Annotated in this window: 19 protein-coding genes and 1 pseudogene; 6 read left to right on the plus strand and 14 right to left on the minus strand. The window is 53.6% G+C overall.

Going from position 1 to position 24,873, the window contains the following annotated elements:
- A partial coding sequence (locus IGS51_RS18790; protein ID WP_297080322.1) for a hydantoinase B/oxoprolinase family protein occupies positions 1–3,157 on the plus strand: 3,157 nt, incomplete at its 5' end.
- A 275-nt stretch (positions 3,158–3,432) separates the two neighbouring features.
- Positions 3,433–4,179: a 3-oxoacyl-ACP reductase family protein gene (locus tag IGS51_RS18795; RefSeq protein ID WP_297080323.1), complete on the plus strand. Its 747-nt coding sequence runs from the start codon at positions 3,433–3,435 to the stop codon at positions 4,177–4,179.
- A 69-nt stretch (positions 4,180–4,248) separates the two neighbouring features.
- Here IGS51_RS18795 and IGS51_RS18800 read toward each other — a convergent pair whose 3' ends face one another.
- The 3 genes from IGS51_RS18800 to acs form a co-directional block, all read right to left on the minus strand.
- On the minus strand, positions 4,249–5,121 hold the full coding sequence (locus IGS51_RS18800) for a cyanophycinase (RefSeq protein ID WP_297080324.1): 873 nt from the start codon (positions 5,119–5,121) through the stop codon (positions 4,249–4,251).
- Between the two features lie 246 nt (positions 5,122–5,367).
- Entirely contained in the window at positions 5,368–5,499 is a 132-nt protein-coding gene (locus IGS51_RS18805) for a hypothetical protein (RefSeq protein WP_297080325.1), read from the minus strand.
- A 36-nt stretch (positions 5,500–5,535) separates the two neighbouring features.
- Positions 5,536–7,506 carry an acetate--CoA ligase gene (acs, locus tag IGS51_RS18810; RefSeq protein ID WP_297080326.1) on the minus strand — a complete coding sequence of 657 codons (1,971 nt, stop codon included), beginning with the start codon at positions 7,504–7,506 and terminating at the stop codon, positions 5,536–5,538.
- Positions 7,507–7,776: 270 nt separating this feature from the next.
- On the opposite strand from acs, the gene IGS51_RS18815 reads away from it, so the two are divergent.
- Positions 7,777–8,487 (plus strand): Uma2 family endonuclease, encoded by a 711-nt coding sequence (locus IGS51_RS18815; protein WP_297080327.1) that lies wholly within the window; start codon positions 7,777–7,779, stop codon positions 8,485–8,487.
- Between the two features lie 45 nt (positions 8,488–8,532).
- On the opposite strand, the gene IGS51_RS18820 is transcribed toward IGS51_RS18815, so the two are convergent.
- Positions 8,533–9,363 (minus strand): sterol desaturase family protein, encoded by an 831-nt coding sequence (locus tag IGS51_RS18820; protein ID WP_297080328.1) that lies wholly within the window; start codon positions 9,361–9,363, stop codon positions 8,533–8,535.
- A 256-nt stretch (positions 9,364–9,619) separates the two neighbouring features.
- Between IGS51_RS18820 and IGS51_RS18825 the strand changes: the two genes are divergently transcribed.
- Positions 9,620–10,996: an 8-oxoguanine deaminase gene (locus tag IGS51_RS18825; RefSeq protein WP_297080329.1), complete on the plus strand. Its 1,377-nt coding sequence runs from the start codon at positions 9,620–9,622 to the stop codon at positions 10,994–10,996.
- 165 nt (positions 10,997–11,161) lie between these two features.
- On the opposite strand, the gene IGS51_RS18830 is transcribed toward IGS51_RS18825, so the two are convergent.
- The 10 genes from IGS51_RS18830 to pssD all read right to left on the minus strand — a co-directional run bounded on the left by IGS51_RS18830 (position 11,162) and on the right by pssD (position 22,737).
- Positions 11,162–12,082, minus strand: coding sequence for a glycosyltransferase family 2 protein (locus IGS51_RS18830; RefSeq protein ID WP_297080330.1), 921 nt, complete (start codon positions 12,080–12,082; stop codon positions 11,162–11,164).
- Positions 12,083–12,188: 106 nt separating this feature from the next.
- Complete coding sequence (locus tag IGS51_RS18835) at positions 12,189–13,460, minus strand: oligosaccharide flippase family protein (protein WP_297080331.1); 1,272 nt, start codon at positions 13,458–13,460, stop codon at positions 12,189–12,191.
- A 24-nt stretch (positions 13,461–13,484) separates the two neighbouring features.
- On the minus strand, positions 13,485–14,795 hold the full coding sequence (locus IGS51_RS18840) for an O-antigen ligase (RefSeq protein ID WP_297080332.1): 1,311 nt from the start codon (positions 14,793–14,795) through the stop codon (positions 13,485–13,487).
- Positions 14,796–14,869: 74 nt separating this feature from the next.
- Complete coding sequence (locus IGS51_RS18845; protein WP_297080333.1) at positions 14,870–15,955, minus strand: polysaccharide biosynthesis/export family protein; 1,086 nt, start codon at positions 15,953–15,955, stop codon at positions 14,870–14,872.
- Entirely contained in the window at positions 15,952–18,210 is a 2,259-nt protein-coding gene (locus IGS51_RS18850; RefSeq protein ID WP_297080334.1) for a polysaccharide biosynthesis tyrosine autokinase, read from the minus strand. Before IGS51_RS18850 ends, IGS51_RS18845 begins: the two co-directional genes overlap by 4 nt.
- Before the next feature lie 375 nt (positions 18,211–18,585).
- On the minus strand, positions 18,586–19,464 hold the full coding sequence (locus IGS51_RS18855) for a glycosyltransferase (RefSeq protein WP_297080335.1): 879 nt from the start codon (positions 19,462–19,464) through the stop codon (positions 18,586–18,588).
- 77 nt (positions 19,465–19,541) lie between these two features.
- Complete coding sequence (locus IGS51_RS18860; RefSeq protein ID WP_297080336.1) at positions 19,542–20,462, minus strand: glycosyltransferase family 2 protein; 921 nt, start codon at positions 20,460–20,462, stop codon at positions 19,542–19,544.
- A gap of 18 nt (positions 20,463–20,480) precedes the next feature.
- Positions 20,481–21,536, minus strand: a complete 1,056-nt coding sequence (locus IGS51_RS18865) for a glycosyltransferase (protein ID WP_297080337.1) — start codon at positions 21,534–21,536, stop codon at positions 20,481–20,483.
- Between the two features lie 56 nt (positions 21,537–21,592).
- Positions 21,593–22,120, minus strand: a complete 528-nt coding sequence (locus IGS51_RS18870) for a glycosyltransferase (RefSeq protein WP_297080338.1) — start codon at positions 22,118–22,120, stop codon at positions 21,593–21,595.
- A 71-nt stretch (positions 22,121–22,191) separates the two neighbouring features.
- Complete coding sequence (gene pssD / locus IGS51_RS18875) at positions 22,192–22,737, minus strand: PssD/Cps14F family polysaccharide biosynthesis glycosyltransferase (protein ID WP_297080339.1); 546 nt, start codon at positions 22,735–22,737, stop codon at positions 22,192–22,194.
- Between the two features lie 859 nt (positions 22,738–23,596).
- On the opposite strand from pssD, the gene IGS51_RS18880 reads away from it, so the two are divergent.
- Both IGS51_RS18880 and IGS51_RS18885 read left to right on the plus strand, forming a co-directional pair.
- Positions 23,597–23,881, plus strand: a complete 285-nt coding sequence (locus tag IGS51_RS18880; RefSeq protein ID WP_297080340.1) for a hypothetical protein — start codon at positions 23,597–23,599, stop codon at positions 23,879–23,881.
- A gap of 359 nt (positions 23,882–24,240) precedes the next feature.
- Positions 24,241–24,873: pseudogene (locus IGS51_RS18885) on the plus strand (M3 family peptidase); the annotation flags it as partial.

The raw sequence follows: 24,873 nt of genomic DNA on the forward strand, positions 1-24,873 counted from the left end.
ATCCCCAATTTTGCGGCGCTATGTGGATCGAGTGGCCGCCGAGTTGGGCGTTACGACAGGTTCCGGCGATTCAGATCGGCCGAAACTGTTTTTTATGCAGTCCAACGGCGGCCTGACCGACGCAGCGCTGTTTCAGGGGAAAGACAGTATCTTATCCGGCCCGGCAGGCGGCATTGTGGGCGCAGTCAAAACCAGCCAGCAAGCGGGTTTTAGCAAGATCATAGGCTTTGACATGGGAGGCACCTCTACGGACGTGTCGCACTTTAGCGGCGAGTATGAGCGCACCTTTGAAACCGAGGTAGCGGGCGTGCGGCTGCGGGCCCCGATGATGGCAATCCATACCGTAGCTGCGGGCGGCGGCTCGATCTGCCAGTTTGACGGGGCGCGATATCGCGTGGGGCCGGCTTCTGCGGGCGCACATCCGGGGCCTGCCTGCTATCGCAAAGGCGGCCCGCTGACCGTGACAGATTGCAACGTGATGCTGGGTAAGATTCAGCCGCAGTTTTTTCCCGCGGTCTTTGGCCCGGAGGGAAATCTGCCGCTGGATGCGGACGTAGTGCGCGATCAGTTTGCAGCGCTGGCGGCAGAGATTTCCGCCAGCACAGGCGACGCGCGATCCACGAAGGGATCGCTTCGGGAATCGCCCGAACAAGTGGCTGAGGGATTCCTGGCGATCGCCATCGAAAAAATGGCCAGCGCCATCAAAAAAATTTCCATTCAGCGCGGTTACGACATCACAGAATACACCCTCTGCTGCTTTGGCGGCGCAGGTGGGCAACACGCCTGCCGCATTGCCGAATCGCTGGGCATCTCGCAAATTTTTCTGCACCCCTATGCGGGCGTTCTCTCGGCCTACGGCATTGGGCTGGCAGACGTGACGACGATTCGCGAGCAGGCGATAGAAGCCCCCCTCACGGATGCTCAGCAACCAGAGATAGAGCGGGTGTTGCAGGAATTGGCGATCGCCGCCCGCCGAGATCTCCAGCAGCAGGGCATCGCCGCCGAATCAGACACCCCCCTGCACACAGACGCGCAGGTGGAGATTCGTCCTAAGGTTCACCTGCGGTACGAAGGAACGGATTCTGCGCTGATTGTCGAATACGCCAGTCTCAACCATATGCGAGATGCATTTTCACGGCTCTATCGACAGCGCTATGGATTCACAATGGAACACAAACCGCTGATCGTTGAGGCTGTTTCCGTAGAAGCAATTCACGCTTCTGAGATTACAAGCGTAGAACCGCTAAAACCAGACGGAGTGAATGACCTCAAGACAGATTTTGCTCAAGACATAACCGCGATCGCCACTGTTTCTATGCACACAGGCGGCACGACCTACAACACGCCCGTCTATCAGCGGCAAGACCTGCAAGCGGGCGATCGCCTGATGGGCCCAGCCCTAATCATCGAACCCACCAGCACGAATGTCGTTGAGCCTGGATGGATTGCAGAACTCACGTCTGGTGGAATGCTAATTCTCAAGAAAGATAACGACAGCAGGACGCAAGAAGAGTCTGGAGTCGATTTCCCTCTCGCAACCCATTCTGCCTCTGGCTCGCCTGATCCGGTGATGCTGGAAATCTTCAATAACTTGTTTATGGCGATCGCCGAAGAGATGGGAATTACTCTGCAAAACACCAGCTACTCGGTCAACATTAAGGAGCGATTAGATTTTTCTTGCGCCATCTTTGATCAACAGGGTCAGCTCGTCGCCAACGCGCCCCACATCCCAGTTCACCTCGGCTCCATGAGCGAAAACGTCCGCGCCCTGATTGCTGCCAAGGGCCAGACGATTAAACCCGGTGATGTGTACGTATCCAACAATCCCTACAACGGCGGCACGCATTTGCCCGATATCACGGTGATTACGCCTGTGTTTCAGCCGATGAACCCAAATACGAAAGCCGATTCCCCAACTCCCCTCTTCTACGTTGCCTCTCGCGGCCACCACGCCGACATCGGCGGCATCACGCCCGGTTCCATGCCGCCCAACAGCACCCACATTGAGCAAGAAGGCGTGCTGCTGGATAACGTGTTGCTGGTAGAAAACGGACAATTTCGCGAAGCAGAGATGTCAGAAATCCTGACAACCGGATCTTATCCAGTCCGAAATCTGGCGCAGAATTTGGCAGATTTGCAGGCACAGGTGGCCGCCAATGAGCGCGGCGTGCGGGAACTTCACCGCATGGTTGCCCACTATGGGTTAGATATTGTGCAGGATTATATGCAGCATGTTCAAGACAACGCCGAGGAATCTGTTCGACAGGTAATTGTGAACCTAAGTCGGCAGATTCAGCCGAACGGTGACGCAAGCGTGTTGAACCGTCAGTTTACCTACCTGCTGGATGATGGCGCACACATTCAGGTGGCGATCGCTCTTAATCCTCAGGAACGTTCCGCTTGCATTGACTTTACAGGCACCTCACCTCAGCAGGCGAATAACTTCAACGCGCCGCTGGCCATCTGCAAAGCCGTCGTGCTGTATGTATTTCGCACGCTGGTCGATGCCGAGATTCCGCTCAATGCAGGCTGCCTGAAACCGCTGGAAATCATCGTGCCGGAGGGCTGCTTGCTAAATCCCAAATACCCCGCCGCAGTGGTGGCAGGAAATGTGGAAACATCGCAGGCGATCGCCAACTGTCTTTATGGTGCGCTGGGCGTGCTTGCAGCCAGCCAGGGCACGATGAACAACCTCACCTTTGGCAACGAAAAGTATCAGTATTATGAAACCATCTGCGGCGGCTCTGGCGCAGGCCCCGACTTCGACGGCACCGATGCCGTGCAAACTCACATGACCAACTCACGCCTCACCGATCCTGAAGTGCTGGAATGGCGCTTTCCGGTCTTGCTGCGTCGGTTTGAAATTCGCCCCGACAGCGGCGGCGCGGGTCGGCATCGCGGCGGCAACGGCGTAATTCGCGAGATCGAGTTTCGCGAACCAATGACAGCAGCGATTCTCTCCAGTTCTCGACGGGTCGCCCCATTCGGGCTGGCGGGCGGTGATCCGGGCGCAGCCGGGCGCAACTGGGTCGATCGCGAAGACAGTCGCTATGAGGAGTTGCCCAGTTGCGCTGAAGTGCAAATGCATCCGAACGATGCACTTATTATCGAAACGCCCGGTGGTGGCGGGTTTGGAGGGTCAACCGAGAAACATTGAGGAATTAAAAAGGCGGGACTTGGAGAGATAGGGCGCGTCATCAATTAAGCTCAGAAACCTTAAGGAATCAGCAGTATCGCGCCCGCCTAAGCAAACCAGGCTAGGGGCTGAACCTCTCAAGCAACCTAGTGTTGAGCAGATAATTGATGACAGCCCCTAGCTCAACAGTCCGTTGCAACATTTCTCATACTCACCAGACGAAACCTGGTTGACAACCCAGGATGGTTCCTATTAGTTTTTTTCCAGTCGGTACAAATATCTTCAAGGCATCCTACATGACGACTCTACCCCTGGCAGATAAAGTAGCACTGGTGACAGGCGGGTCGCGGGGCATTGGAGCGGCGATCGCCCGACGACTGGCCCAAGAGGGAGCAGCCGTGGCTTTCACCTATGCCCGTTCTCCCCAAAAAGCCGATGAGCTGGTTCAAGCTATTCAGGCGACGGGCGGGCAGGCATTGGCGATTCAGGCAGACAGTGCTGATGCAACAGCCGTGCGAAGCGCGATCGCCACGGTCGTCAGTACCTTTGGTCGGCTGGATATTCTCGTCAACAATGCTGGCGTTGCTGCATTAGCCCCAATTGACCAGTTCTCAATGGAGGACTTTGAGCGGTTGCTGGCAGTGAATGTCAGAGGCGTTTTTATAGCCACTCAGGAAGCGGTTCGCCATATGGGTGCAGGCGGGCGCATCATTATGATTGGCAGCATCAACAGCGACATCGTGCCCTTTGTCGGCGGATCTGTCTATGCCCTTACAAAAGGAGCGGTCGCCAGTTTTACCAGGGGTCTGGCCCGCGACCTCGGCGATCGCGGCATCACGGTTAATAATATCCAACCAGGCCCCGTAGACACAGATATGAACCCGGCGGATGGAGCCTTCGCCGAAGAGTTGAAAAAGGCGATCGCTATCGGTCGCTATGGCCAGGCCGATGAGATTGCCGCGATGGTGGCCTATCTTGCCAGTCCGGCTGCTGCCTATGTCACAGGTGCCAGCCTTAAGATCGACGGCGGCATAACGGCGTAGTGGACAGGGCAAGCACTATAGGCGTTTGAATCAATCGCGGCGGGCGATCGCCTATGCCTTACCTATGCCTCAACAAATGCACGAGCGCGTATCCAGGTTAAACCGATAGCCGTGGGGCAAGATGTGCAGCTTTGCGCCGCAAAGGGCTAGCGGCTCGTCCATCAGCAGCTCATCGACGTTGTTATGGGTTAACTCCGACACATCGACAATGGTCACGGAACCCTCGCCAATCACCTCGACCTCGTGCGCGTTGATCACAATTGCCGTGTTTTCGTCAATGCCAAACCCCAGGATAGCGGGCTGCTGTGCCACCGCCGATAGCAGGCGACCAATCCGGCCGCGCTGAGCAAAGTGCTGATCAATCACCACGCCCGGAAAGAAGCCCATGCCGCGATCCATCTTGGCAGATTCAGGACGGGGATTGCTCTCGCCTTCGCCTTCTATGATCATTACGTCTGGCATCATTGCGGCTCCAGCACTGGTTCCGGCGATCACCACCCCTTCGGCAAAGCGTTTATGCAGTGCGGCATCTAGCTCGGTGTCTTTTAGGCACTCTGTAATGCGGGCCTGGTTGCCGCCTGTGAAGAAAACGCCCGTGGCCTGCTGAATATCGGCGATCGCCTTGGGATTGCTGGCATCTTCTCGGCGACCTGTATCCACAACGCGCACATCTTCCACGCCCAGCCGCTCAAAGATATCCATATACATAGCTCCCACCTCGCCGGGCAGCCCTGTGGCCACGGTCATCACCACCACCCGCGCCTGCAAGCCGCCCGCCTCCCGCACAAACTCGCGCAGAATCTTGCATTCGCCTTCCTTATCTTCTGCCCCACCAATAATAATCAATCGTCCATAGGTTTCCGGCAGCGCTACATTTTCTGGATCAGCCACCCGTTCCTCCAAATCAGCCGCAGCAGTTGAGCCTTCTACTTGAGTTTCCATACTTTTTCTTGGGAATTCATATCGAGTAATATCAATCTTTCCTGACATTGGGCGATCGCTGATACCCTCTGCGGAAAGAGATAAGACAATCCGCAACCCTATCTTTGGATGGGTCAATCTCCCACAACATTCTGTCGATTGGTTCAGCAACAGCGAGCTAAGTAGGTGGACATTAATAAACATAAAACCCAAAGACCCTGCAGGGTTCAGGATCTGTTTTTTAATCTGGTCTATCTACTTATCAGCTCATAAAACGCGGACGAGTTTCTGCTCCTCGCCCCGCAACTGTGCGGCATCTTGCACGCTCTGGCTCCGCATCGGGTCATCTGTAAAGACATCCAGCCTGCTAATCTCCCGATTTAGCCAGCGTCGAGACAATTGAAGCTGATTGATTATCAAATCCCAAACTCTAGACTACGCACCTTCCCGTAGCTTATCCAGCACCGAGCGGTCTTCTAGCGTGGAGGTGTCGCCAGAGATTTCCTGACCCGCCGCGAGCGATCGCAGCAGTCGCCGCATAATCTTGCCCGATCGCGTCTTGGGCAGGGCATCGCTAAAGCGGATTTCGCCGGGACGGGCCAGCGCGCCGATTTCCGCCACGACATGTTTTTTCAGTTCGGTGATCAGGTCTTCGCTGGGTGTCACATTGCTTTCCAAAGACACAAATGCCACGATCTCTTCCCCCTTGATTTCGTCTGGCTTGCCGACGACTGCCGCCTCGGCCACGGCCGGATGGGACACCAGCGCCGACTCGATTTCCATCGTGCCGAGGCGATGTCCCGACACGCTGATCACGTCATCCACCCGGCCCATCACCCAGAAATAGCCGTCCTCGTCTTTCCGTGCGCCGTCGCCTGCGAAGTAGAGATATTGCCCATCTTTTGGGGGAATATGCTCCCAGTAGGTGCGGCGGAAGCGGTCGTCGTCGCCATAGACCGTCCGCATCATCGACGGCCAGGGATGCTTCACCACCAGATAGCCGCCCTCATTGGCAGGAACGGGGTTGCCGTCTAGATCCACCACGTCAGCCAGGATGCCAGGGAAGGGGCGCGTGGCGGAACCGGGCTTAGTGGCGATCGCCCCTGGCAGCGGCGTAATCATAATGCCGCCCGTCTCCGTCTGCCACCAGGTATCCACAATCGGGCAGCGCTCCCCACCAATCACGCTGTGATACCACATCCACGCTTCCGGGTTGATCGGCTCGCCCACGGTGCCCAATAGCCGCAGCGACGAGAGATTGCGGGCGCGGGGATGGTGTTCGCCCATTTTGATAAAGGCGCGGATAGCAGTCGGCGCGGTGTAGAAAATCGTCACGCCGTATTTCTCGATCACATCCCAAAAGCAGCCAGGGTTGGATGCACGCGGCGCACCCTCGTACATCACCGTCGTTGCGCCGTTCGATAGTGGCCCGTAGACGATGTAGCTGTGTCCTGTGATCCAGCCCACGTCAGCGGTACACCAATACACATCGGTATCTTGCAGGTCAAAGATCCACTTGGTCGTCATGTGGGTGTAGAGGTTGTAGCCAGCGGTCGTGTGAACCACGCCCTTCGGCTTGCCCGTGCTGCCAGAGGTGTAGAGGATAAACAGCAGATCTTCGCTGTCCATCGGTTCCGCCGGACAATCCGCCGACACGCCCTGGCGCAGGTCATGCCACCAGTGGTCGCGCCCCGCCTGCATATGCACCTTTTGCTTTGTGCGCTCCACCACCAGCACATTGTCCACGCTGAGGCAGGCTCCCCCTTCTAGCGCCTTGTCCACCTGCTCCTTCAGCGGCACGATTGCATCTTTGCGCCAGCCGCCGTCTGCCGTGATTACGAGCTTGGCTTGGCCATCATTCAGGCGATCGCGCAACGCTTCTGCACTAAACCCGCCAAAGACGACCGTATGGGGCGCACCAATGCGGGCACAGGCCAGCATGGCGATCGCCGCTTCGGGAATCATCGGCATGTAAATCCCCACCACGTCGCCCTTCTTTACGCCCAGTTCCTTCAGCACATTGGCAAACTGACACACCTCGCGGTGCAATTGGGCATAGGTGAGCGTGCGCGAGTCGCCCGGTTCGCCCTCCCAGATCAGCGCCGCCTTGTTCTTGCGCCAGGTCGTCAAGTGGCGATCGAGGCAGTTATAGGAAATATTAATCTTGCCACCCACAAACCATTTGGCAAAGGGCGGCTGCCAATCCAGCACCGTCTGCCACTTCTCAAACCAGTGCAGTTCCTTCTGCGCCAGATCCGCCCAAAACTTTTGCGGGTCGGCCGCCGCCCGTTCATACAACTGCTCGTATTCTTCCAGCGTCTTGATATGCGCCTGCTGAGAAAACGCGGCAGGCGGCAAAAACTGGCGGTCTTCGTGCAGGATGGATTCAATCGTGGGATTTGACATACGGTCTTGGGGTGCAGCTCAGTGGACTATCGCCTTTGAATTAAATCAACTTAATTAACTGCTGACTATTCAAAGCAGCAATTAGGCTATTCAAAAACCATACGGGTTTTGCTGTCCCCTGTGACAGACCCTACACGTTCCTTTAAGGTTTACGTTCGTCCTTCCCAACTGCATTACCCATCGCACCAACCCCCCATCGCACCCATTCCCAACACCCCGTCCCCTAACCCAGCAGCGCTACACTAAAACTATCCCTTCACTCGCCCGATCATGTCGGTTGCCAAAGATCGAGAACTAGCCATTGAGCAACCCCCGCTCGACCCGCCGCTGATCATTCCGCCGGGCAATCTCTCCAGCCACGAACCGCCTTTGGAAAGCTCCCTCCATCTCCAGCAGCTGATTCTCTTGCTGACTTCCCTCAACTGGCTGTGGCAAGACCGCACCGACTACTTTGCCGCAGGCAACCTAACGATTTACTACAGCCCCAACCAGCGCAAGTCTGAGGATTTTCGCGGGCCCGACTTTTTTGTGGTGTTGGGGACGGAGCGGCGGCCGCGCAAAAGCTGGACGCTGTGGGAAGAAGACGGCAAGTATCCCAACGTAATTGTGGAACTGCTGTCGGACTCGACCGCCAGCGTGGATCGGGGGCTGAAAAAGGAGATTTATCAGGACACCTTTCGGACGCTGGAATATTTCTGGTTTGATCCTGCCAATCTGGAGTTTGAAGGATTTTCGCTGGTGCGCGGGCGCTATGAGCCGATCCCGCCCAACGACCAGGGACGGCGATGGAGCGACCAGCTTCAGCTATTTTTGGGCATTCACGACGAGCAACTGCGGTTTTTTCATCCGGATGGCAGCCTAGTGCCCACGCCCGAAGAGGCAGCCCGAACTGAACAGCAGCGGGCCAATGCCGAGCAGCAGCGGGGCGATCGCCTGGCCGAAAAACTGCGAGAGCTGGGCATCGACCCGGACGCAGTGTAGCCCTGCGGAAGCGCCTGGATTCAGTCTCAGGTTGGAGCAGCCTGCCTAAACTTGGGTCGGCGGCTCAAGGTTCGACGCGCCAAACCAATGCCGAAACGGGTAGAGCAAGTGTGCGCCAAAGTTCTCAGGAATCGGTTCGCCACAGATGCCGAAATTGTGGGGCTGCTGTCCTTGCGGTAAATAGAAAGTGCCAAACATCAAGTCATAGACCGGAAATAGCCCCGCAAAATTGCAGCCGAGTCCGGCTTCTTCCCGCGTATGATGCCAGCGGTGGAAAGCGGGGCTGGACAGCACATAGCCCAGCGGGCCATAGGTCCAGCGGACATTCGCATGAATAAACGCTACGTAGCTGGAAAGAAACGCGGTGTACATCTCCACTGCCACAGGTGAGAAGCCCAGAATCAGCAGCGGTGAGGCCTGACACACCCGTGAAATGATGTCGTTGACCGGGTGCAGCCGCACAGCGGTCAGCCAGTCCATTGTCTCCGCACTGTGATGAACCGCGTGATAATCCCACAGCGGCTCGGCGTGTTGCAGGCGGTGCGTCCAGTAGCCGATGCCGTCGCCCACCACGATCATGATCAGCCCCTGTGCCCACAGCGGCAGTTGCGCTGCCCAGCCGTAGCCCGTCAGCACGCTCTGCCAGTCGAGCGATCGCCCCAGCAGCAGATACACGGGGAGCAAAACGAGGGCGATCGCCCCCATGCTAAGAATCTGAATCACCATCGGCGTAAAGAACCAATAAAAGCTATCCAGCCAATAGCCCCGTCGAAATCGAGGCTGGTCGGGAATGCTGGCAAAATAGCGCTCCAGAATGCCAAACAAGACCGTCAAAACCAGATAAAGAATTAGCGCTCGCAGGAACCGATCTTGCATGGTGGGGTGGGTTGCCGAAAACGTCTCTTCCGACATTACATAATCGTCAGAAGCCTGAACTGTCAAGCCGCCACGGGTAGATAGAAAAAACGATGCAAGCTAATCTAGAACCCGGAGCGGGCAGGATTCAAAAGAATTTGTGATGCCTAAAAGATTTTCATACCCAATGCCCTAGACTGCGGAGAACGTCAGCCAGAGCTTCACAGGCATTCCCTGCGCCCGATTCTCTCCGTTACACGCCAATTTCCCCCGCACCATGCCAAGCCTTTTAGTCAAAAACATCCACACCCTTGTGACCCACGATGCAGAGCGGCGAGAGATTCGCGGTGGGGCGCTGCTGGTGCGGGACGGGGCGATCGAGCGGGTCGGCACAACGGCAGAACTGGTGTCTGATCTGGCGTTGACCGCAGACGAGGTGCTGGACTTAGGCGATCGCCACATTGTTCTGCCTGGTCTGGTCAACACGCACCACCACTTCTATCAATGCCTGACGCGGGTGATTCCTGGCGCACAAAACGGTACCCTGTTTGACTGGTTGACCACGCTTTATCCTATTTGGGCAAACCTGACACCGAAAGCAATTCAGGTGAGTACGCAGATGGCGATCGCCGAACTGATGCTGTCGGGCTGCACCACCGCCAGCGACCATCTCTATATCTTCCCCAACGGCTGCACGCTGGATGACGAGATCCGCGCCGCGCAGGAGATGGGAATCCGGTTTCATCCCTGCCGGGGCAGCATGAGCGTTGGCAAAAGCCAGGGCGGGCTGCCGCCGGACTCGGTGGTGGAGTCGGAAGCAGCAATTTTGCAAGATTCACAGCGGCTGATCGAGCAATATCACGACAACGAGCGCTACGCTATGCTGCGGATTGTCCTGGCTCCCTGCTCGCCCTTTTCGGTTTCTCCTGACCTAATGCGTGAGTCGGCGGCGCTGGCCCGCAGCTATGCTGGCGTGCGCCTGCACACGCATCTGGCAGAGAATAAGTCGGACGTAGACTACAGCCTCAACACCTTTGGCATGTTGCCGGGAGACTATGCCGCGTCGGTGGGCTGGCTGGGCAGCGACGTGTGGCACGCCCACTGTGTGCAGCTTGACGAGCGGGCGATCGCCCAGTTTGCCGAAACCGGCACAGGCGTTTCCCATTGCCCCAGCAGCAACACTCGCCTGGCCAGCGGCATCGCCCCTATCCGCGCCATGCTGGATCAGGGCGTGCCCGTCAGCCTGGGTGTGGATGGCTCCGCGTCGAATGACACAGGCAACCTGCTGCAAGAAGCCCGCCTTGCCTTTTTGCTGTCGCGGGTGCGGGGCAACCTGGCCGCCGACATGACCGCCCGCGAAATGCTAGAAGTAGCAACGCTCGGCGGCGCAAGGGTTTTAGGTCGCGACGACATTGGGGCGATCGCCCCTGGCATGGCCGCCGATTTTATTGCAATTAATCTGGATCGGCCCCAGTTTGCCGGAGCGCTGCATGACCCAGTTTCGGCGCTGATTTTCTGTCAGTGCGATCGCGTCGATTACAGCTTTATCAATGGCAAAAAGGTGGTGGATCAAGGTCGGCTCGTCCCCGCTGAGCTAGAAACTCTGGCAGAAAAAACAAACCAAATCGCCCAAAATCTGGTTAGTTTGTCGTAATCAAAATGGCTGGTTTAACTTTATTAGTTTGGTGATATGCAGCCCTAAATCATTCATAAGAAGTAGAGATTGACGAACAAGGGGCTTAAGCCCTTTGCCTCTCACGACCCATTTGGAATTGCTATATTAGTTCAGTAATATTTAACCAGTCACCTGGGTCGAGAATTAGGGGCGATCGCTGCTTTCGATTAGCATTGGGACTGGCTTCCGCAACCCTTTTATCTCGCCCAACGCCCATCCTAAATCATTCACCCAATCAACCAATAAATTGAATTGAATTGGAAACCCAAGCTGCTTGAGCAGCCAGAGCGGGCAACCTCGGACAACCAGAATAGCAACCTCTAGTTGCTTCCGAATAATGGGTAACTTTCCTCGCGGGGAGCCATAGCAGCGGCGAATAATATTAGACTCCTCTGCCCACTTTTGCTGCTGGTTAAAAATATCTCGAAGCGAGTGGCGGAGTCGGTAATGCATCACTGCATCTGGGACGAACTGCGGAACAATCCCTGCTCGCTGCGCCCGATAGCAATACTCCACATCAAATCCATAGTTAAAGTGGGAAGAAAACTCGCCGAGCTTCTCATATAGACTGCGGCGAAACCCAAATGAACATCCCCAAGCAAAAGAGTAGTGGGGATAGCAACCCTGGCGAGGCATTGCGGTTTCTTGCAGCCGTGCGCCGACTGGGCCCAGCATCGAAGCAGGATTTAGCCGACGATAATCTAGTCGAGCAACGACAAATTCATGCTCTCGAAGTGCGTGTCCCATCGACATCAGCCAGCGATCGCCCACCTCATCATCTGCCTCACAAAGCACAAATGCATCTCCCGTAGCGGCACGCAGCCCGGTGTTATAAGAGTGCCACGTACCCAAGCGAGGAGACGAAAAATCATGAGCATCGACAATCTTTAGCTCCGGCAATCGATGGCGATATTGCTCAACAATTTGCATCGACTCATCCGTTGAGCCATTGTTAGAAACGATGACTTCCCAGCCCTCATCCCACTGTTGTCGGGTCAGTGCTTCTAGCTGAACTGCAATCGTTTTTGCTCCGTTAAAGCAGGGAAGGATGACACTAATCTTCATGGCTACTTGCGACTAAACTGATAGATTTTTACAACTAGTGATTCACAACATTTATTCAGACAAGAATCTTGTAAGGATGCTAGCCAAGTTGATCAATTACTCATGGTCAACCAGAGCCTGATCCAACTTTTTTCTGATGAAACATATAGATTAGAACCCATAAAACAATCGCCAATAGTGAGTCGGAAATCAGAGTAGAGAAGGCGGCTCCTTGCCACGAATACATCGGAATGAGCCACAGATTCAGCAGAGAGTTCAAGACCGCAATTCCGGACTGAAGACTACTTCTCCAGCCCTGCAATCCTGCGCCCGTTAAAGTATCTGCTGCAAAAAACTGAACGGACTTTAGAAAAATCAGAGGAGAGAGCCACCTCAGCGCTGAAACTGCGTCGATATAACTCTCTCCCAAAACCAGAGGCACCAGCGGCGCACAGATCCACAGCCCAAGGCTGGCGATCGCCCCATAGGTTGCAGCCGTGGGCACAATCTTTCGCGCAAAGCTCAGACTGCCCGCAATTCCTTTAGCGCCGCTGCGGAAGAACTGAGCATAGCAGGCTCCCAGCAACGCGCCGACCGGGATTAACCCGACCTCGATAATGCGATAAGCTGCACCATAAATCCCTGTTGCGCTCAAGGTAGACAGCGAAGCCAGCATCGTCTTGTCGATGTCGTTATAAATCGTCTGAGAAGACAAATCAACTGAGAAATAAAAGCCGTCCTTAATCTCTGACTTCATTAGCCCCAATTGAGGCTTGGGACGACCCAAATGGCGCGAGACTAGCCAAATTCCAATTAACGCAGTCACTAATCGACTGACTAGATAGAAGATGCCCCAGATCATTGCAGTGGCAGACTGATCCAAGAAGAGCAAGCAGGAAGCTGCGCCCAAGCCGCTGATACTCAGCAAAATATTCAACTGTGCGTCTAATCCAAACAGATCGGCAGATAAAAATGCTTTCAATGCAGCGTCATGGAACCGCGCAAAAATTAGCTCTGCTAAGCCAATGCAGAGCAGCAGTAGCCACGGAAAATGAGCGGGTAACACAAACTGATTCAGAATTAGCAATGAGACGATCAGCGTGCTGCCGAGGGCAAGAGTAATCCATAAAGCATTGCCAAAATAGGCTTGAAGCAGACTCCTATCTCGCGAGACATGCTTCACGAGAATATGCGTCGATCCCCAAGTTGAAAAGGGGACGGTGATTTTTACTAGAGCCATCGCGCCTACAAACAGCCCATACTGTTCAGTACCCAGCGATCGAGCAATGATTAAAAAGTAAGCAGATTGTAGAAACAGGCTTGAGATCCGGGCTGCTATTTTCCAGAGGGTTCCACGAATAACCGGGCTTTGGAGAGACTTGGATAGGCGCGATCGCACGGAGTTTAGGGTTCCCATTGGGTGTCACTGCGCCGATGTAGGTCTGAGTTTTAGAGGCATGGCTGCCTCGAACGGGTCACGATTCTCTGTCTGAGACTGGACAGATTCACTGGGCATTAGCCGCGATAGGGCGATCGCCACATAAAGCACCCAGAAAAAATCATTTGCCCGCATGAGCGAGGTTTCAGGTAGATTCGAGAGAATCATAAAAATCAAAAACGGCAGCGGCCAGATAAACTCAATTCCTGACGTATTTCTCAGGCACTTCAGATAGTAGAAGAAGTTAAATATATAGCCGAGCAAAAATACAAAAAGTCCGACAAGTCCCAACTGTAAAACCACGTCTAGAAAACCGTTATGGGCATCCGGAGTCAGCCAGCCTTCAGATCTAATGACGGGGGCTGATGGTCCCTCAAGTCCATTCCAAAAAGCCTGATATCCATATCCCAGCCAGGGACGTTCTTTGATGACATCAATGATTGACAACCAGAGGGTCGTTCTTCCGGTGAAGGTCATATCCTTACCCAGGACATCCACCACAATGGTTTCCAGGTTGCTGACCACCCAGGCAGAAATTGTGCCGCCAACAATCACAATTGTGCCCAATGAAATGACGAGCAAATGATATTGCAGCCTAAACAATCGACAAGCGGCAATGACAGCCCACATTGCCAAAACATTCACTAATGCCCCCCGCGAGGTAGAGAGCAGAAGCAGCATAAACGAAAGCCCTAATCCGCTGGCGACCCAAAACTTTGCTTTCGGCTTATCCATTAGCAGCAGCATAAACACTGCGCTGCTCAGAGTCATGATTTTGCCGAAATTATTTTTATGGGTATAGATCCCTCTCCAAGCTCCGGCATGAACCCCGCCCATGATCCCATATTTAGGTAAAAGCACCGCATAGACTAAGCTCAGTCCAATGATCAGGGCAAAAGTCCAGCCCAGCATGTTGATCTGCTGCTTGAGCGTATAGCGCGTCGCGAAATAAATCCCTAATAATGTGGAGCCTGTAAACGAAATTGAGCGAGATAGCGTCGCTTTAGGAATCTCTGACCAAAAGTATGAAAATAGAACAAGCGCGAGGATTATCCAGATGAACCGATCTCGCTGAAGGATATACACAACCTTCCTCCAGCGGATGGCGAGAAGTAGCCCAACAATGAGATAGGTGAGCAAGAAAAGATTTCGCGTCAGCCCGAAATCAGGTTCAGCAATTTGCTTATCTCCCTGGCTAAAACCTCCCGACAAAATAACGTTCAGAGGCCCACCGGAATGGAGCAAAAGCGCGATCGCAGTGAAGGCTTTCTCTAAAAAATCGAGAGGTTTTCTCATGATTGAATGGTTTCTGAAGTGAACGCTAATCGCTCCTGAAAAGACTTTTTGGACTCACGCTAGACTAGCCGAATCTATAACCCCAGGACTCTAAGAATCAGCCCCAGCGGATTGAAAATCCGTCCCGCAAAATCAGCAACCGATGCAGCCGTTTGCTTGGGCACTACGATGACATCGCCCTCTTGCACCTGATAGCTGTCTGTCAGGTTGCGGAGGTCGATTTCTTGGCGCTCAATTTGTCCCTGATCATTCATGCGGATAAAGTTGACTTGGCTGAGGCGAGCGTCTTCGGTGGGGCCGCCAGCGATCGCCACTGCGCTCGACAGGGAACTGTTGGGCGGCACCTGCACCTCACCTGGACGGGTCACCTCGCCCACCACGCGCACCCGCACGGTTGCCGGAGCCAAGCTGGACTGAGCAATCTGGCGGCGGTCGAGGGTGGCATCAGCCGCCAGCTTGGGCACCAGTACAATATCGCCGTCTTGCAGGGGGGGATTGTTGGCGTTGGACTCGGCCCAAATGCCATCCCACAGGTTGACGGTGAGCGTTGTAGTGCTGCCGCTGGGGAGCGATCGCCGCACCAGCACTTGCCGCAAATCTGCGTGGGTCGTAATGCCGCCCGCAGCGACTAGCGCCGCACTCAGGGTCGGCAGGCTTTGCTGGGGATTGTTGCCATTTGTACCATTGCGCGGATTGTCAAGCTGAATCGGGCCGGGTCGCTGTACCTCACCCGTCACCGTTACGAACACAGGGCGTAGGGTCGTCAGGCTCACCGCCACAGACGGGTTGACCAAGTAATAGTTCAGCCGAGTGGTGAGGTCGCGAGTGAGCGAGTCGATGGTTTGCCCTGCCACTGGCACCACCCCGATCACGGGCAGGGTAATCGTGCCATTGGGGGCAATGACCCGCGTTCCGGTATATTCATCAAAGCCCAGCACCGTAATTGCCAGTTCATCACCGGGGCCAAGAATATAGTCTGAAGGCAGTGCCAGGAAGGGGGACGCGGGGCTAACTGCGAGGGAGTTTTGAGCGAGAACGGCAGCCGGGGCCGCCAACCCGCTGAGGGACAGGCTCAGGGCGATCGCCGAACCGCGCACAACCGCTTTAGAAACAACGGCTTTGGAGATAGATGCTGCTAAAGATGCCGCTGAATGTGTCACGATGCGACCTCCAGGTTAGACGATTCTTGAGATTCGGCAGACTGCCCATTTTGGCTGTGCTGCTCAATGGGAAAGAGTTGCTCAAAGCTGGGCACAGGCTTGACGGGTTTGGCAAAGGCGACTTCCTGGGTCAGGGCAAAATAGCGATTGGGGTTGCGAATCGGGGCAACGCCATTAGCCACAATCCCCAGTACATGGGGTCTGGCGAGATTGAGCAAACTGCGAGTCGCTTTCAAATCCTCTACATCCGTCGTCGGTCGCACGACCAGCAGCATCCCATCCGTCAGCTTGCCCAAGGTGGACGCATCCGCTGCACCGGAAAGGGCTGGCGTGTCAAAGAGCACCACGTCGTATCGCTGAACCACTGCTGCAATTACCGGCAGCAGTTTTTGAGGGGTGAGCGCAGTAGAGGTGGAAGAAGCCAAGTTGCCTGCTGCCAAAAGCTCTAGATTTGGAGCCACTGGCTGGATTGTGTCGGTTAGCTCTGCCTCATCTGCCAGCACGTCTGCCAGACCGACCGCTCCATCGACGTTCCACATCCGATGTTGGGTCGCATGGTGAAAATTCGCATCCACCAGCAGCACACGCTGCCCAGCTTGGGCGATCGCCACTGCCAGATTTGCCGCAACCTGAGACTTGCCTTCTTGAGGCACGGAACTGGTAACGACGAGGGTTTTTAGTCCAAATTCTGAATCCAGCAATCCCAGGTTAGACTGCAACACGCGATAGGCATGATGAATCTCAGCAAACGGAGATCCGCCGCTTTGCTGCATGGGCAAAATATCTTGCCGCCTGCCAGACTGTTTCCAACTCGGCACAACCCCCAGCAGCGGGTAATGGAGCAACTGCTGAGCGTTTGGGATGGTTTTCACAGAGCGATCGCACAAATCCAGCAGGAACGCAGTCACCACACCCATCGCCGATCCCAGCACCAGCCCACCCAGCAGAATCAGCTTTTTGCTAGAAGCAGCGGGCTTTTCAGGCACAACGGCTGCCGAAATCACCCGCACGTTGTCAATCGTCTGATCCTCTGCCACCTGCACTTCTTGCAACCGCTGGAGCAGCGATTCATAGGTGCCTTGAGCCGCTGCCAGTCGCCGCTCCAGTTCGCGCTGGGTCGCTTCTAGCCGAGGAATCGTCACTGCTCGGCTGCGCTGCTCTGCCTGTAGCCGCGCCAACTCAGCAATCTGACTGCCCAGCGCGACGCGCTCCACCTCTGACTGCACCAAGTTCGCTGTCAAATCTTGAGCCAGCGCCCCCAGTTGGATATCCCGCTCCGACACCCGACTTTGCCCCACTAGCTGAGCGACTCGCCCCTGGAGTCGTTGCTGCAACAGAGCTTCTTGCTGCTCCAGCGTGGCAATGGTAGGGTGAGTTGGCCGATAGCGGGCCCGCTCCAGATCAAGCTGCCCCTGAATTTGTTGAAGCTGGGAAAAGACCTCCTGAATCGCCGGAGACTGGCTCAGCGCCGTTGCACTCACGGCCTGTTCTGGAGACATTCTTAACTGCTGCTGCAATTCGCGAGAGCGGGTTGTCGCATTGACAAACTGCGTCCTGACCCTCGCAATTTCATCATCCAGACGCTTCATGGCTTTGACCGTCTCGCGGGATTCTTCATCCAGCAAAATCACCTGGTTCTGCTCTTTGAAGCGTTGCAGCGCGACTTCGGCTTCTCGCACCGCAGCTTCAGTTCGGGGCAGTTGCTCTGTAATGAATTTGCGGGCGGCGGCGGCTTCAGCTTGATTGGTTGCAATATTATTGTTGCGGTAAGCCTGGATCACCTTGTTAACCACTGCCGCCGCCTGCTCTGGATCTTTGTCCTGATAGCCAACCTCAATCATGTCAGTGCCGGGAATCGGCTTGACTGTCAAAACTTCCAGAAACCCGACCGGGCTGAGGGGCTGCCCTTCATCATCAGTAAGCTTGAGATCGGCGATCGCCGCCTCCGCAATCGGCAACGAGCGAATTGTTTCGACCTGGGTCACGATGGGGTCGGTGTCCGAACCAACGGCGCTTTGACGACCAATCGCAGTCGCCCCCGTCGTGTCCAATCCTGTTAACGAAGAGGCGCGGTCAATCTTGACGAGTACCTTGCCAGAGGCATTATAGCTGGGCTGTTGCGACAGGGCCGCCAGGGTTGACAGCACCGCAACCGTGCTAAACACTCCGACCGCAGGCAGCCATCGCCGCTTCAGAACCTGTGCATAGCGTTGCAGATCGATATCGACTTCTTCTCGAAAAGATTGAGTACTCATGAGACTCCCAAAGAGCAACACAGCCAGCGGCGCACTAACTGAAAAAACGCTCCAAACCTGAAGACCGCAACCGCAGAATTACGCAGACTTTAGAGCAATTCAACGGAGCGCAATCTCTCAGGCATTCGCATTAGCACCCCGGATTCTCGAAACTCAGTTCTGCCATCAAAACGGTCAATTGCGCCCATCCCAAAGATTTCTTCTAGACTCCTTTCTAAGATCTTTTGCTTCGCTAAGCGAGGCTCAATCTGGCAGCAGACGACCACTCTTTGCTTTACCCCTCCAGTCTAGACGGCTCAGGCAACGAGCCGCATCTGCCTTCACACTAGCTTCTGCCAATCATCAAGACTTGATAAACTTATGGGCCGCCAATCACTAGTCAGACAGCATCAATCGATGGGCTTCAAAAAAGCGATAAAGACGAAGCCGAAATAGGATTAAAATCGCTCTCAATCGATCTTCCAGTCGGCTAAGTTTTTTGGAGTTGAGAATCACCAGAGTATGCGGTAGAGCAGAGAGAAGGACAACCCAGTTCCGCATTATCCACAAGATATATCCCAATCGACGCTCGCGAATCAGATGATAGCTCTCACGAGTCAATCGCTGCCATTTTCGAGCCAGTTCAGCCCAAGTTCTTCGTGCTGGATGCCCGACACAAACATCGTCTTGATAAACAAGAGAATAGCCAGCGGCGATCGCCCGATGGCACCAGTCCATATCTTCAGAAACACCCTGACGAAACCCACCCACTACATTGAAAACTTCTCTGGAAACCCACAGATTTGCGGTTACAGAAAATTGCTTTTTCAGGACATAGGACTGATTATTGAATGCAAAAACAGACTCGAACGCTTCCACAGGATGAGGATCATCCGGATTATTCAAAAGAACCCGGACGCGACCCCCTACAAGCTTGGCTTGCTTCATCGCTCTCAATCCATTTTCAAGCCAGTCCTCTGAGGGCTGACAGTCAGAGTCTATGAATGCCAAAATTTCGGATTGGGATACTAAAACCCCTGCGTTTCTTGCTTCTGCCGCGCCTTGAATCGGGGCAGAAATTACTTTTGCTTTGCAATTGGTTATCTCTGCAACGACGCTGCGTACAGCATCCAAACCCAGACTCGAATTATTATCAGCCACAATAATTTCAAATTGATCCAGTGGTAGCGTCTGGTTCATCAAGCAACTCAGACAAATTTTCAGATTTTCCAAGTCATTGAAATGTGGGATGACAACAGAAATTCGAGGATTCATAGTTTTTGCGTCCACAGACTGCTATGAGCTGTCTTGATGATGATTTTCCAAGTTCAAGGCTGCTCCAAAGCCAGTTTCTACACCTTGTGAATGGTCTTATATTCCTGATACGTGAGGCCTAAAAGCCCAGCCAAGCGACCAGCACCCCGAAAGATTCTCAGCAGCGATGCGATCACCAAACGCTTTTGGATCAGCCCCAACGGAATGGTCATCAGTCCATAAATCATTTGGAGCAATGCCTTAGCGCTAGATAACAAACGAACTCGAACCGATGGCTTCGCTTCTTTTTCCCAGATAGAGTAGCTTAGACAACTGCGATAGCCCCGCTGCAAAATCCACTGCACCGTCGTACGGCTGTCGGGAATCCACTCATAAACAATCGCTTCATCAGCCCAAACCAGCTTTTTTCCTGACTGATGAAGACACCTGAAAAAGTAGGAGTCTTCTCCACCCGTCAATGCAAATCGCTCTTGGAAAACGTTTTTCTGATCCTTGACCAACTCTGCTCGCATCAGGACATTGTTGGTGTAAGCCGCCTCCAAAAGATGCCCCGTTGGATAGCGTCGATTTTCAAAAAAGCGACCTCGAATTGCCCAGGTCGGTGCGTCAGGCTGAAAATGGGGGAGAACCGGCCCATGCACCACATCTGCTTGATGCTGGATTTGGGTCAATAAAAGTTGCTCTAGCCAGTCCGATTCGGGCACTTCATCATCGTCAATGAAGGCAATGAAATCGGTGTCTGAAGGAGCAGTGGCGATCGCCCGGTTGCGAGCATAGGAAATTCCGCGACGCGGCTCCATGCAAGCTGTTAAATTCCAGGGATAATCTGGGGATAACTGATTGCAAAAGCGAAACGCCTGCCCTGATTCATCGTTGTCCACTACCACGACATGAATCTCAGGCTGAAGCTGCTTAAACTCCAGTTTTCTCAGCCCTTCTAAAAGACGTTTTAAGCCTTCAGGTCGTTGATACGTGATGACGCAAATAGTGACCCGCATAACAGGCTCCTCATAAACCTAGCTGGTGGCTGCTCTGATCTGTTTTATAAGCTTGTCTACAAATCGAGGGCGAGATTTTCCTAATAGGAACCAGGCGATCGCAGGCTTTGCCAACGCCACAGGCAGATAGCCTACCCATAGAAACCACAGGCTCAGAATCAGCTTTCGTTTCTTGGAATAAGTGGAATATTTCCAAACCGCCCAAACTCCCTTCCAGGCAAGCATCACGCAGGAATCTGTTGGATATAGATGCCCCTGGGGATCGACCTTGAGCGAAACCATTCGATCGCTCAAATGCAGGGTGTCCTTCAAGCCGGGATCACCATCGAGCGATCGCCCCAGACTCTTTGCCGTTCCAGCGATCGCCTGATATCTCAAGCGGTCATGCCGCAATGATTTCCGAAAGCGAGAAACGTCGATTTCCTGACTAGACGCAGCCCAAAGATTTTCACCATGCTTCCGACGAACTCCAATTGGAGTTTCAATTGCAAATACCTGACCATAAAAAGGCGAAACAGACACCAAATAGCCATCCGCAGAAATCCGAAAGTCCGCTTCGGGAATGGGCAAAATTTTTTCTAGCACCATCCGACTAAAGCTAGTGCCGCTGGTCACAGTCGTGTTATATCGCCCTTTTGTGAGCAATAACGGGGTGACATCTCCAGTATTGAAAGTAATCTCCGGCGCAGGATACAGGTCAATGTAATTTCCCTCTGCATCGCGTGATTCCAGTCGAGCCTGCATTTGGGCAGTGTCGGGGGTCCATTGAGCAACAATCGTATCCACTGCATGAGGAAAGAAATAATCATCCGCATCTAGGAAAACGATAATTTCTCCCTTGCTGACTCGAAATCCTGCATTCATCGCAGAGGCCTGTCCGCCATTAGGCTTCAGAACCGGAATAATGCGATCGCCATAGCTCAGAATAATCTCTTGGGAACTATCCTGAGAGCCATCATCAACCACAATCACCTCTATTTCAGAGTAGGTTTGATTGAGGCTGCTATCGATAGCCTGTCTCAAGAAACGTCCGTAGTTATAGTTGTTGATGATAATGCTGACTAGCGGGCACATCCTACTTGCTCCTGATCCACAGAGAAACCGAGTGAACGAAACTTAAAGAGTTTGGTTCAAACTGTTTCCAGACAGCCTACCTGCTTGAAGGCAACCTCCTTCAGCCCTGGATACTTTGCAATCAGATGATCTGCTAGCTTGGGGCCATTAAATAGCTGTCCTCGGAAGGGTGGCGGCGGCTCTAGCACAAACTGTCGAAGCTCATCTAGGGCTAAACAGTGCTTAATCCCAAATCGCTGCATACTTTTAGCAAATAGAAGTTGATGATCATCAATATGCTCCTCAAAGCGAGCCAGTCGCGGCAGCAAAACAAAGCAAGCCTGTTGCGAAGCCAGCATTCGTGTTGAACCCTGGCCGCCATGAGAAATGACCAGCCTAGCTTCTTTAGCCAAAGCAATCAGCTTTTTAGACTCAATCGTCTTGACCACTGTTGTAAGGGGATGGCGATCAACAAGAGAGGTATCAGTGACCCCGCTCTGAATAAAAACAGGTTCAGAGATAACCTGCTGCTCTAGCAGCAAGTGTAGCCAGGTAATCGCTCTATCAAAAGAGTATGGAATCGTGCCAAGAGTGAGAATAATCATCGTGTTCTGGGATCTTCAGGAACAACTTAGAAATCACTAAACGAGAATGATCGAGAGTGTTTTATTTAGAGTCAAGCCACAGTTCCTCTAAAGATTGCTCTTGGATATTTTTCGGTCAACTCCTGCCACTGAACATAAAACTCATCGGCGAGCGGGTAAATGAATTTACCAGACAGGCTCAGTTCATCTGAACGAGAAATACTCTCGATATATAAGAAGCGAATTCCTAACAGCTTGGACAGGATCGCGAAATTCACTGCTATACTTGCACCCGTCGAAAGCACCATATCAGGGCGCTCTAGAAGCAGAACTCTCAGAGATCTGGGCAGGTTCATTAGAAAACGCTTCCAGTCTCTTGGGCCCTGATAGGGCAGCCAGCAAACTCGCTCATTCAAGTCATTTAGAAGACTCGTATCTTTCTTAAAGTCCGTTACCCAGACTCTCTCGTGCTGAGACCAAAACGACTCCATGTCTCTCATGGTTGAGAAATGACCGCCAGATGTGCAAACAAGCATTAATTTCATAGAAGCTGAGCCTAACCAAGCTGGATTCTTCTGATACCGCAGAACCCTGAGAAATTCGTGAGTGATTTGTGAGCTTCTTGCATATCCTGACATCAGTCTCATCGGAAAATGCTGATATGAATGAATCAGCGCTAGGGTGGCTCTAAGGCATCTAGGCATCAGAGACTGACCTTACAACTCCCAGAGCATCACCACAGAATCAACCCCTAGAAACCACTGAGATGTCGCTGAGAGATACTGGTAAATGCACTGAATCCATATGTCTTAAGATACAGAATGAGGGTTGTCACTTACAGTGGATTGGTTCTCAACTTACAAAGAATTCAAACTCTGCTTGGAACTTGTGAAGGGCTTACGCAGGCTTTAAAGATGTGCCTACGTTCATGAAGATTGGTAGGTCAAAGCACTTGTATCTCTCCGAAGATTCCAGGATCTAGAGCGATTTTGTTTGATCTTTCGCCTACTCTTTACATACGAAACATCGACTATACGGACTTTGTGTTGTTTTGATGAAACTAAGTTAGGGCTTGTGTCGTTGGAGAATCTATTTGGAGAATCTATATCGAGATGCACCCACGAGCAATCGTCCGAAACGCAGGCAGTTCATCGTAGGTGCGTAAGTCCCACGAAGCGCTTCTTGGTGTTTCTGAGTGTTTTTTGCAGTGAGCGCAGGTTGCCTCCTGATCCGGACGGGCGTGAACCCAGGGGTGACCTGTTGCAGGTCAGGCGACCTGTATCTGGGACGATTTGTATCTGGGACATGTTAGCTGCGGTATACGCGCTCTGATCTGAGGGTGTTATAGTGAAGATGTGATCCTAAACGGTAACGTAGGGCACGGAAAAAGATTCGGACATATCCAACCTTGTGCATTGCTTCTGGCAATGCCTTTGAGGTGGTGATGGTGACAGGTTTTGAAGTGCCTCCCCAGTGTAATTGTGGAGGTTTTTTGGTATGAAATGGTTCACCCATAAGTTCGGCGAGTTCTTTGCGTGGGAGTCTTATCGGCATCGAGAGCCAGGAGACAGGGCAGCGATCGCCCTCGATTTGCCTACGGTTCCCTTTGCCACAGGGATGGCGATCGCCCCGCGTGCGCTGGCGTGGTTTTTCTTGGAAGACAGCACCCTAGAACAGGCCGTCAGCCACCTAGAACGCTGCTGGGCTTCGGAACCAGAAGAGGCAGGCTGGGCCGCTTATGCTAGAACAGCATCGACCTACTTCGGGCAGTTTTGGAGCTAGCCGCGGCTGATCTAAACTTTAGCGGCTGATTTAATAGGATCTGTCAGGCAGGTGTCAGACTGGGCCTATAGGTGTCAGACTGGGCCTTGGATTGAGCCTAGTTCAGAAGAAGGACGTAAGTGGATGCTTGCGTCCTGTTTTGCCTTTTTGCAGAAAAACCGATAGATTTCAGGATTGAGCTAGAAAGCTGGATGGCAACTCTGGGGGCGATCGCTTAAGATCGAATGTCTAGGGCGTAGTTGATATGACTTCGACTGTAGATTCTTAGTAGATTCTTACCTGAGATTCTTACCTGTATTTTCTTAAACGCTCAGGCACCCCATTCATCCTCCATTCACTCCATCCCCCATTCACTTTTTATGATTGCAACTACCGCGAACCCCCTCTTGGCTGGCAAAGGTCTTCCCCCCTTCGACCAAATTCGTCCTGAACACGTCGTGCCAGCCATGACCGAACTGCTGGCCAAGGCGACCGATGCCCTGACGCATCTGGAAACAAACACCAAGCCAACCTGGGAAGGACTGATCGAGCCATTAGAAGCCCTGACCGAACCTGTGTTTTGGGCGTGGGGCGTAGTGAACCACCTGATGGGCGTGAAGAATAGCCCGGAACTGCGCGAGGCCCAGGAAGCCATGCAGCCCGAAGTGGTGAAATTTGGGATGCGCGTGAGCCAGAGCAAGCCGCTCTATGAGGGGTATAAGGCAATTCGCAACAGCGCCGCCTGGGGCACCCTCAGCGAAGCCCAGCAGCGGATTATCGAGTCATCTATCCGCGAGGCAGAGTTGGCGGGCGTGGGGCTAGAAGGCGAAAGGCGCGATCGCTTCAACAAAATCCAGCTTGAGCTAGCGAACCTGTCTACCCAGTTTTCCAACAACCTGCTAGACGAAACCAAGGCCTTTAGCCTGACGCTGACGCAGCCCAGCGAGGTAGAAGGACTGCCGCCAACGCTGCTGGCCCAGGCGGCCCAGGCGGCCCGCGCAGCCGGGGCAGAA

The sequence above is a fragment of the Thermoleptolyngbya sp. M55_K2018_002 genome, assembly GCF_015295965.1.
Taxonomy (GTDB): Bacteria; Cyanobacteriota; Cyanobacteriia; order Elainellales; family Elainellaceae; genus Thermoleptolyngbya; species Thermoleptolyngbya sichuanensis.

Excerpts from the sequence above, each read along its gene's own strand:
- IGS51_RS18860 (WP_297080336.1), bottom strand. The coding sequence starts at position 20,462 with ATGCGGGTCACTATTTGCGTCATCACGTATCAACGACCTGAAGGCTTA.
- IGS51_RS18795 (WP_297080323.1), top strand. The coding sequence starts at position 3,433 with ATGACGACTCTACCCCTGGCAGATAAAGTAGCACTGGTGACAGGCGGG.
- IGS51_RS18800 (WP_297080324.1), bottom strand. The coding sequence starts at position 5,121 with ATGGAAACTCAAGTAGAAGGCTCAACTGCTGCGGCTGATTTGGAGGAA.
- IGS51_RS18815 (WP_297080327.1), top strand. The coding sequence starts at position 7,777 with ATGTCGGTTGCCAAAGATCGAGAACTAGCCATTGAGCAACCCCCGCTC.
- IGS51_RS18825 (WP_297080329.1), top strand. The coding sequence starts at position 9,620 with ATGCCAAGCCTTTTAGTCAAAAACATCCACACCCTTGTGACCCACGAT.
- IGS51_RS18870 (WP_297080338.1), bottom strand. The coding sequence starts at position 22,120 with ATGATTATTCTCACTCTTGGCACGATTCCATACTCTTTTGATAGAGCG.
- IGS51_RS18850 (WP_297080334.1), bottom strand. The coding sequence starts at position 18,210 with ATGAGTACTCAATCTTTTCGAGAAGAAGTCGATATCGATCTGCAACGC.
- acs (WP_297080326.1), bottom strand. The coding sequence starts at position 7,506 with ATGTCAAATCCCACGATTGAATCCATCCTGCACGAAGACCGCCAGTTT.
- IGS51_RS18840 (WP_297080332.1), bottom strand. The coding sequence starts at position 14,795 with ATGAGAAAACCTCTCGATTTTTTAGAGAAAGCCTTCACTGCGATCGCG.
- pssD (WP_297080339.1), bottom strand. The coding sequence starts at position 22,737 with ATGTCAGGATATGCAAGAAGCTCACAAATCACTCACGAATTTCTCAGG.
- IGS51_RS18865 (WP_297080337.1), bottom strand. The coding sequence starts at position 21,536 with ATGTGCCCGCTAGTCAGCATTATCATCAACAACTATAACTACGGACGT.
- IGS51_RS18855 (WP_297080335.1), bottom strand. The coding sequence starts at position 19,464 with ATGAATCCTCGAATTTCTGTTGTCATCCCACATTTCAATGACTTGGAA.
- IGS51_RS18820 (WP_297080328.1), bottom strand. The coding sequence starts at position 9,363 with ATGCAAGATCGGTTCCTGCGAGCGCTAATTCTTTATCTGGTTTTGACG.
- IGS51_RS18880 (WP_297080340.1), top strand. The coding sequence starts at position 23,597 with ATGAAATGGTTCACCCATAAGTTCGGCGAGTTCTTTGCGTGGGAGTCT.
- IGS51_RS18830 (WP_297080330.1), bottom strand. The coding sequence starts at position 12,082 with ATGAAGATTAGTGTCATCCTTCCCTGCTTTAACGGAGCAAAAACGATT.